Origin of the sequence: Streptomyces sp. NPDC056161, assembly GCF_042268025.1 — a bacterium.
In the GTDB taxonomy this organism is placed as follows: Bacteria; Actinomycetota; Actinomycetes; order Streptomycetales; family Streptomycetaceae; genus Streptomyces.
The window spans coordinates 3604-12334 of record NZ_JBHJUV010000009.1; the positions used below are offsets into that span (position 1 = coordinate 3604).

The window sequence follows — 8731 nt, forward strand, 5'->3', positions numbered from 1 at the left end:
GGTGCTGGAAAGGGCTGGCAGCCGTGCGGTGGTGGTCGGGGTACGGCAATGTGGTTCTCGGTACGGGGGACCGTGGGCGCACCGGCCGCAACGACGCCGGGGGGCTGGTGGGGGCACCCCGGGCCAGACCGGTGGTGCCGCCTTCTGGTGCGTCCCGGTACCCGCCGGCGTGTGCGGATGACCGCCGCCCCGCCCCAGGTCTCCCAGGCGGACCCCGCCCCCGGCGGCTACCCGTCCGCCGGCCGCAGCCGATACCCGTAGGCGTACGTCCGCCCGGCGTGCAGCAGGTACTTCTCCAACGGGGCCGCACCCCACGAGTTGATGCCGCCGACGCCCATCTGCCGGTGGTTGACCAGCAGCACCGTCTCGGCGCGCGGGGTCAGTTCGTGGGGGTGGCGCGGCCCGTCCAGGTCGGCCGGTGCGTGGTGCAGCGCACTGGTCTCCAGCAGCGCCGCGCCGTCCGCGGGGTCGGCGGCCACCAGCAGCCCGGCCCCGGAGCGGTCGGTCAGCGACAGCCACCGCACATCGGTCTGGTTGCCCGTCTGCTGCGGCCGTACGTACGGGGCGACCTGCGCGTCCACTGTGGAGCGCCAGCGCCCGACGAACGCGGACGTCTTGCGGTCCTGGTAGTTCTCGTGCGGGCCGCGCCCGAACCATTCGAGGCGGTCCGCGCCCGCCGGCACCCGCACCAGCGCGCCCACCATGGGAAGGTCGGGCAGTCCGGCGGGCGCGTCCAGCGTGTGCCGCACCCGCACCTCCCCGTCCCCGCGCACCCGGAACTCGGTGTGCCAGGCGGCGGTCTGCGGCGCGGTCGGCAGGGTGCAGTCGACCGTGACGACGACCTCGCCGGGCGTGGGCTGCTCGGCCCGCACGGCGCTCACCGTCCGCCGCGCGCCCGCGTCCCGCCAGGTCTGCGCGGTCTTCTGGAACCCGCGGCCGATGTCGTTGTCCGTCGGGCCGCGCCAGAAGTTGGGCACCGGCCTCTCGGCGAGCAGCGCCCGCCCCCGCCAGGTGTATCCGGACAGGGTGCCGGAGGTCTTGGACAGCACCACCTCGACGTCCCGCCCGTGCACCCGCACCTCGGCGTCGGTCTCGGTGAGGGTCAGGGCGCCGTCGGCGGGGGAGTCGTCCGCCGCGGGCCGGTGCCAGTCCAACGCGAGCTGTTCGGCGGCCACTTCGTGTCCGGCGGCGGCCCAGCGGGTGTCCTGGCGCAGCACGAAGGAGAGACCGAGGAAGTATTCGGCGCCGGGTTCCGGTGTGCCGGGCCGGCGGTACGGGATACGGACGACGGCCTCGGCGCCGGGTGCCGCCTCGGGCGCCGCGAGCGTGCCGTGCTGCACGGTCGTACCGTCCCGGGTCACCGACCAGCGCAGCTGGTAGTCGCCCAGACCGCTGAACAGGTGCTTGTTGCGCACCCGGACGGTCCCGGCGGACAGGTCGTCCGCCGTCACCCCGACCGGCTGGTAGCACTTCTTGATCTCGATCAGCCCGGGGTGGACCGCGCGGTCGGCGTTCACCAGACCGTTGCAGCAGAAGTTGCCGTCGGTGGGATAGCCGGGGTGCCAGTCGCCGCCGAACGAGAGGTAGCTGCGGCGGGAGTCACCGGGCACCGGCAGCCGGATGGCCTGGTCGACCCAGTCCCAGACGAACGCGCCGTGCAGGTTCGGATAGCGCTCGAAGACGTCCCAGTACTCCTGGAGGTTGCCGCCGCTGTTGCCCATCGAGTGGTTGTACTCGCACAGCATGAACGGCGTGGCGTTCTGGGACTTCCCGTACGCCTCCACCCCGGCGGGGCTGGTGTACATCTCGCTGTGCAGGTCGGCGACGGCGTTCATGCCCTCGTAGTGCACGGGCCGGGAGGCGTCCCGGGCGTGCGCCCAGTCGGCCATGGCCTGGAAGTTGTCGCCGTGTCCGGCCTCGTTGCCGAGTGACCAGACGACCACGCTGGGATGGTTCTTGTCCCGTTCGACCATCGAGCGCAGCCGGTCCACGCAGGCGTCGGTCCACTCGGGCAGCGACGCCGGGACCTTGTTGTTGACGCCGTGCGTCTCCAGGTTGGTCTCGTCGATGACGTACAGCCCGTACTCGTCGCACAGTTCGAGCCAGCGCGGGTGGTTGGGGTAGTGGGAGGTGCGGACGGCGTTGATGTTGTGCTGCTTCATCAGGCGGATGTCCTGGAGCATCCGGGTCTCGTCGACGGCCTGGCCGCGCTCGGGGTCGCTCTCGTGGCGGTTGGTGCCGCGGAACATGACGGGCCTGCCGTTGAGGGTGAAGGTCCCCGGCCCGTACTCGACCTGGCGGAACCCGACGCGGGTGCTGTGGACGTCGATGGCCCGGCCGCTCGCGTCGGCGAGCGTCACCACCAGCGTGTAGAGGTTCGGCTGCTCCGCCGACCACAGGGCGGGCGCCCGCACCCCGCCCTTCAGGGACACGGCCGGGTCCCCGGTCGTGTCCGCGAGGGCCAGCACCCGCCGTCCGCGCCCGTCGAACAGTTCCGCGGTCACCCGGTGCCCGGCGGTCCCGCCGGCGCCGCTCCGGTCGCGCACGGTGACGTCGACGGTGAGGACGGCGTCGCGGTACGCGGAGTCCAGCGCGGTGTGCGCGAACAGGTCCTGGACGTGCACCGGCGGGATCGAGTACAGGTACACGTCCCGGAAGATCCCGGACAGGTCGATCATGTCCTGGTCCTCCAGCCAGCTGCCGTCGGACCAGCGGTGGACCTCCACGGCCAGCGTGTTGGTGCCGGGCCGCAGATACGGGGTGACGTCGAACTCGGCGGGGGTGTAGCTGTCCTCGCTGTAGCCGGCCCGCTCCCCGTTGACCCAGACGAAGAACGCCGACTTCACGCCCTGGAAGGACAGCAGCGTGCGCCGCCCGGACCAGCCGTCCGGCACGGTGAAGGTGCGGCGGTAGGAGCCCACCGGGTTGAAGTCGTGCGGCACCGCGGGCGGGTCCGGCGTCTCGTAACCGATCCACGGATACCTGATGTTGAGGTAGATCGGCTCGGGGTACCCCTCGATCTCCCAGTTCGAGGGGACGGGGATGCGGTCCCAGTCGCCGTCGTCGTAGCCGGGTTCGTGGAAGCCGACGGGCCGTTGGTCGGGGTTGCGCGACCAGTTGAAGCGCCAGTCGCCGTTGAGGGAGCGGTGGTACGGCGACTCCTGGAACCGGCCGCGCAGCGCGTCGGCGGCGTTCGCGTACGGCACCAGCCGGGCCCGTGCCGTCTCACGGTTGATCTGGAAGACCCGCGGGTTCGCGTCCCACGGGTCGCCGTCGGCCTCCGTCCCGCCGTCGGCGGCGAACGCCCGTTTCTGCGCGGCGAAGGCGGCCCAGCCGGCCAGTGCGCCCGCGGCGAGGACGGTACGGCGGCGTGGTCGACGGACAGGGGCTCTCTCTGCACTCATACGGCGACTCCGAACGTAGGGCATCAAGAAACGTCAGCATCGAACGGAACCGCTCACCACACAAGGGCATGCGCGGCCCACACACCTCGTATGGCGCAAAGGAACTGATGGAGCATCAGGTTCCGGCGGTCTCGAACGGCGGGTATGCGGGGGATGGCGTGCCGCACCCTGTTGACCTTCTGCTACGCGCAAGTAAGTTGACCCATCAGTAAGTAAGTTCGGCAGGGCGAGCCGCGACCGGGAGCCGTCATGGGCGTACGCAAGGACCTGAACCGGGCCAGGAAACGCACCGACCTGGCGACCCGCGGCCGGGTGGAGATCGTCAGGGACGACCACGGCGTCGTCCGCGAGGCCCGCAGCGCCGCCCTCGTACCGCCCCCGACCACCGGTTCCCTCGCCGACCTGCCCTTCACCAACGCGGCCGAGGCCCCCGACGACGTGGTGCTGCGCCGCCGGGACGACAGCGGCTGGCGCCCGGTCACGGCGGCCGGATTCGCCCGCGAGGTCACGGCCGCCGCCAAGGGACTGATCGCGGCCGGCCTCGAACCGGGCGGCCGGGTCGCGGTGATGTCCCGCACCCGCTACGAGTGGACCGTCCTGGACTTCGCCGTCTGGGCGGCCGGCGGCCTGACCGTCCCGGTCTATCCCACCTCCTCCGCCGACCAGGTGGAGTGGATCGTCCGCGACTCCGGCGCCCGGTACGTCGTCACCGAGACCGCGGAGAACACCGCCACCGTCCGCACCGGCACCGCGGACCACCCCGGACCGGTGCGCACCTGGACCCTCGACGAGGGCGCCCTGGACCGGCTCACCGACCTGGGCCGGGACGTCCCCGACGAGGACGTCGCGAAGCGCCGCGCCACCCTGGCCCCCGGCACGGTCGCCACGATCTGCTACACCTCCGGCACCACGGGCCGGCCGAAGGGCTGCGTCCTCACCCACGCCAACCTGCACGCCGAGGCGGCCAACACCGTCCGCCTGCTGCACCCCGTCTTCACGGAGGTCACCGGCCGGCGGGCGGCCACCCTCCTCTTCCTGCCGCTCGCCCACATCCTGGGCCGCGCGCTGCAGATCGCCTGCCTGATGGCCCGCATCGAGACCGGCCACTTCCCCAGCGTCAGACCGGCCGAACTCCGGCCCGCGCTCAAGGAGTTCCGGCCGACCTTCCTCGTCGGGGTGCCGTACCTCTTCGAGAAGATCCACGACACCGGCCGGGCCACCGCCGAGCGGATCGGCCGCGGCGCCTCCTTCGACCGCGCCGACCGCGTCGCCGTCCGCTTCGCCACCGCCTCCCTGCACCGTTTCCTCGGCACCGGCAAGGGCCCCGGTCCCGGCCTGTACGCCGCCTGGGCCCTGTACGACCTGCTGGTCTACCGCCGGGTGCGGGGGGAACTCGGCGGGCGCGTGCGCTACGCCATCAGCGGCGGCTCCCCGCTCGACCGCAACCTCAACCTGTTCCTCTACGCGGCCGGGATCGTCGTCCATGAGGGCTACGGCCTCACCGAGACCACGGCCGCCGCCACCGTCGTACCGCCGCTCGGCCCCCGCCCCGGCACCGTCGGCCGGCCGATCCCCGGCGCGGCCGTCCGCATCGCCGACGACGGCGAGGTGCTGATCAAGGGCGGCCTGGTCTTCACGTCGTACTGGAACGACCCGGCGGCCACGGCCGCGGTCCGCACCGGCGACTGGTTCGCCACCGGAGACCTCGGCTCCCTCGACGACGACGGCTACCTCACCATCACCGGCCGCAAGAAGGACATCCTCGTCACCTCCGGCGGCAAGAACGTCTCCCCGGCCGTCCTGGAGGACCGCCTGCGCAGCCGTCCGCCGGTCGGCCAGTGCCTCGTCGTCGGCGACAACCGTCCCTTCGTCGCCGCCCTGGTCACCCTCGACGCGGAGGCGGTCGCCCACTGGCTGTCGGTGCGCGGGCTGCCCGCCGACACCCCGGTCGCGGACCTGGTGCGCGACGATCGGCTGCGGGCCGAGGTGCAGCGGGCCGTCGACTACGCCAACGAGGCCGTCTCGCGCGCCGAGTCGATCCGTGCCTTCGCCCTGGTCGAGGGCGAGTTCACCGAGGACAACGGCCTGCTGACGCCGTCCCTGAAGGTCAAGCGGCGGGCGGCGGTGGAGGTCTACGCGGCCGAGATCGAGGCGCTGTACCGGGGCTGACGCGCAAACGGCGGGCCACCGGGGAAACCGGTGACCCGCCGCGGCGGAGCGATCGCTCAGTTGTTGCCCGTGCCGTTGCCGGACAGGGCCGAGATGTCGTCCACGACGTGCGACAGCGGTTCGTCGCCCTTGGCCTGGGTGGAGTTCTCGGTGCACTGCTGGTTCTGCGGCGAGGACAGGACGTCGATGTCCTGCACGGCGACCGGGACGAGGAGGCCGACGACGGAGCCGACGTTCGCCTTGGCCGGCAGGCCGACACACGGCTTGTTCAGCGAGCCCTCCACCAGCGAGAGCTGCGGGCTCATGTCACCGAAGGTGGCCGAGTTGCCGAACTGCGACTGGGCGCCGTTGCCACTGGCGGACGTGGTGCCGGTGTCGTTGCCGATGGCCAGGGCCTGGGGGGCGGCCGCGGCGGCGATACCGGCGACGGAGGCGGCCACAGCCGCGGTCGCCCACAGCTTCTTCATGTTCGTTCCCTTCGAAAGGCGGACTCCGGGGAGGGAGTTGCATGATCGAGAACGGCCCCGCACCCGCCCGGGTTGCGGACTGTGCCTCGAATGGACCAGCGCAGTCGGATCAAGGGACAAACGCCCCTTTGCGCTCCCGGCCGCCCGGCCGTCCGGCCCACGACACGCGCGCCCCCGCCGCGCCGCCCTTGCCGCGCCGTACCGCCCGCGTCCTGCCGCCTGCGTCCTGCCGCCTGCGTCGCGCCGCGTGGTGCCGCGCCGTGCCGCCTGCTCCCTGTGGCTCGTGCCGTGCCGCTCCTGCTCGCCGATGGCCGGGTCCGCAGCACGGCCCGGGACAGGCCGACGGGCCGCCGGAAGTCCGGCGGCCCGTCGGTGGGGAGCCCGGAAGAGACCCGGGAGGTGGTCCGGTCAGTTGTTGCCGGTGCCGTTGCCGGACAGGGCCGAGATGTCGTCCAGGATGTGCGACAGCGGTTCGTCGCCCTTGGCCTGGGTGGAGTTCTCGACGCACTGCTGGTTCTGCGGCGACGACAGGATCGGGATGTCCTGCACGGCGATCGGGACGAGACCGACGACGGAGCCGACGTTCGCCTTGGCCGGCAGGCCGATGCAGGGCTTGTTGAGCGAACCCTGGATGAGCGCCATCTGGGGGCTCATGTTGCCGTAGGTGGCCGAGTTGCCGAACGCCTGCTGGGCGCCGTTGCCGCTCGCCGAGGTGGTGCCGTTGTCGTTGCCGATGGCCAGAGCCTGCGGGGCGGCGGTGGCCGTGATGCCGACGACGGAGGCGGCGACCGCGGCGGAGGCCAGAACCTTCTTGATCACTTGCGATTCCCTTCTGGAGAAACCCCGTCCACCGGAGCGTCCTGGTTCAACTGGCACGGGCCCGAATGGTTCCTGGTATTCACCCCGATGGTCGACATGCCGGCGCACCGGGATTACCCGTCGGGCCTGGAGAATCCGTCGCCGTGGCGACGCCGGGCGATCCGATCGAGTGACCTGCCGCAACCATTTGGCCCGTGGCGGGTTGACCGGGAGCAGGAACGTGCGTCTTGGTCACATGAGGGCCAGGGAAGGAAAGCGAAATGCTGAAGAAGGCAATGGCCGTGGCAGCGGTCGCCGCGTCCGTCGTCGGTGCGTCGGCGGCGGTCGCCCCGCAGGCGCTTGCCATCGGCAATGACGCCGGGACCACCTCGGCGAGCGGCAACGGCGCCACGGAGACGTTCGGCAACCAGGCGACCTACGGCAACCTGAGCCCGCAGGCCACCCTGGTGCAGAGCTCGCTGAACAAGCTGTGTGTCGGTCTGCCGCTCAAGGCGAATGTCGGCTCCGTCGTCGGCGCCGTCCCGGTCGCCGTGCAGGACGTCCCCGTCCTGTCCTCGCCGCAGAACCAGCAGTGCGCCGAGAACTCCACCCAGGCCAAGGGCGACGAACCGCTGTCGCACGTCGTGGACGACATCTCGGCCCTGTCCGGCAACGGCGCCGGCAACAACTGAGCCGACGGAATTCCGCCCGGACGGCGCGGCGTTCGACGCATCGCAGTCCGGGCGGTTCCTTTTGATGAATCCCCCGTCAAATCGACTTCCGCTGCTCAGGCGAATCGTTTCCCCTTTTGTGTGAATACCGTGAAGGCATTCGAGTGAATTTCCGAGCCTCGCGCGTTCCGTAGTTTCTTCGTTTGTCTATCCCTCGTTCTACAGCCTGCCGGTCATGGTGCGAGCCGTTCCTGCTGTGCTCGCGCGGTTTCGGCCGTCAAAGAGGCATGACCGCAGAGAAGGGAAAGTTCATGAAGAGAAGCGCTGCCGTCGTCGCGGGCGCGATCCTCGCTCTGGGCGTTGCCGCCCCCGCCTTCGCGGACGCCGGTGCCGAGGGTGCCGCCGTGGGTTCCCCCGGTGTCGTGTCCGGCAACACCATCCAGGTCCCCGTGCAGCTTCCGATCAACCTGTGCGGCAACTCGATCGACCTCGTCGCCCTGCTGAACCCGGCGTTCGGCGACACCTGCGCCAGCGACTGACGTCACCGACACCACGCACCAGCCTCCGGGCTGTGTCACGGCCGGCCCCGGACCGTTGATCCTTGGGTTCTTCGTTCCGGGGGCCGGCCTTCCCACTTCTTCAAGCAGGAAGACCACGAGATTGCGACAGACCCTGAGCAGGGGAATGATCGCGGCCGCGGCCGCGACGAGCATCCTGTCCCTGTACGGCAGCCCCGCGCTCGCCGACGCGGGCGCGGGCGGCGTCGCCAAGGGCTCGCCCGGTGCGGCCTCCGGCAACAACGTCCAGGTGCCGGTGCACGTGCCGGTGAACGCCTGCGGCAACGCCGTCGACCTGATCGCCGCGCTCGACCCGGCGTTCGGCAACTCCTGTGCCAACGGCCCGGGTTCGCACGAGGGCGCCGCGAGTGACACGAGCGCCACGCGCGACAAGGGCGAGGCCGGCGAGACGAGTGAGCCGCGCGAGACGAGTGAGCCGCGCGACGAGAGTGAGAAGCGAACCGAGGGCACCACGAAGGACAAGGCCGACGAGGAGTACGGCGGCTCGTCCTACGGTTCGGGCGAGAAGCCCGGCTACGGTGCGACGGACGAGTCCGATGATGGCTCGTCGGAGAAGCCCGGCTACGGTTCGTCCGAGAAGCCTGGTTACGGCGAGTCCGACGAGGCTGGCTACGGCGAGTCCGATGAGTCTGGCTACGGCGAGT

7 protein-coding genes are annotated in these 8731 nt (G+C 71.3%); 4 read left to right on the forward strand and 3 right to left on the reverse strand.

Annotated features, from left to right (window positions below; translation table 11 throughout):
* Window positions 1-227: 227 nt before the first annotated feature.
* Window positions 228-3404 (reverse strand): glycoside hydrolase family 2 TIM barrel-domain containing protein, encoded by a 3177-nt coding sequence (locus ACFC09_RS10530; protein ID WP_376525657.1) that lies wholly within the window; start codon window positions 3402-3404, stop codon window positions 228-230.
* A 249-nt stretch (window positions 3405-3653) separates the two neighbouring features.
* Between ACFC09_RS10530 and ACFC09_RS10535 the strand changes: the two genes are divergently transcribed.
* The gene (locus ACFC09_RS10535) at window positions 3654-5573 is read left to right on the forward strand and encodes an AMP-dependent synthetase/ligase (protein WP_376525659.1); all 1920 of its coding nucleotides are present in this window, start codon (window positions 3654-3656) and stop codon (window positions 5571-5573) included.
* Window positions 5574-5629: 56 nt separating this feature from the next.
* Here ACFC09_RS10535 and ACFC09_RS10540 read toward each other — a convergent pair whose 3' ends face one another.
* Window positions 5630-6040, reverse strand: a complete 411-nt coding sequence (locus tag ACFC09_RS10540) for a rodlin (RefSeq protein WP_376525661.1) — start codon at window positions 6038-6040, stop codon at window positions 5630-5632.
* Window positions 6041-6448: 408 nt separating this feature from the next.
* The gene (locus tag ACFC09_RS10545) at window positions 6449-6859 is read right to left on the reverse strand and encodes a rodlin (protein WP_376525662.1); all 411 of its coding nucleotides are present in this window, start codon (window positions 6857-6859) and stop codon (window positions 6449-6451) included.
* 260 nt (window positions 6860-7119) lie between these two features.
* On the opposite strand from ACFC09_RS10545, the gene ACFC09_RS10550 reads away from it, so the two are divergent.
* From ACFC09_RS10550 to ACFC09_RS10560, 3 genes are all read left to right on the forward strand, one after another.
* The gene (locus ACFC09_RS10550) at window positions 7120-7530 is read left to right on the forward strand and encodes a rodlin (RefSeq protein ID WP_376525664.1); all 411 of its coding nucleotides are present in this window, start codon (window positions 7120-7122) and stop codon (window positions 7528-7530) included.
* Window positions 7531-7820: 290 nt separating this feature from the next.
* Window positions 7821-8048, forward strand: coding sequence for a chaplin (locus ACFC09_RS10555; protein ID WP_376525666.1), 228 nt, complete (start codon window positions 7821-7823; stop codon window positions 8046-8048).
* 121 nt (window positions 8049-8169) lie between these two features.
* Window positions 8170-8731 (forward strand): chaplin (locus ACFC09_RS10560; RefSeq protein WP_376525667.1); only part of this gene is annotated, 562 nt, incomplete at its 3' end.

Bases quoted from the DNA above. Each gene is read 5' to 3' on its own strand.
- ACFC09_RS10550 (WP_376525664.1), top strand. From the start codon at position 7,120: ATGCTGAAGAAGGCAATGGCCGTGGCAGCGGTCGCCGCGTCCGTCGTC.
- ACFC09_RS10540 (WP_376525661.1), bottom strand. From the start codon at position 6,040: ATGAAGAAGCTGTGGGCGACCGCGGCTGTGGCCGCCTCCGTCGCCGGT.
- ACFC09_RS10530 (WP_376525657.1), bottom strand. From the start codon at position 3,404: ATGAGTGCAGAGAGAGCCCCTGTCCGTCGACCACGCCGCCGTACCGTC.
- ACFC09_RS10535 (WP_376525659.1), top strand. From the start codon at position 3,654: ATGGGCGTACGCAAGGACCTGAACCGGGCCAGGAAACGCACCGACCTG.
- ACFC09_RS10555 (WP_376525666.1), top strand. From the start codon at position 7,821: ATGAAGAGAAGCGCTGCCGTCGTCGCGGGCGCGATCCTCGCTCTGGGC.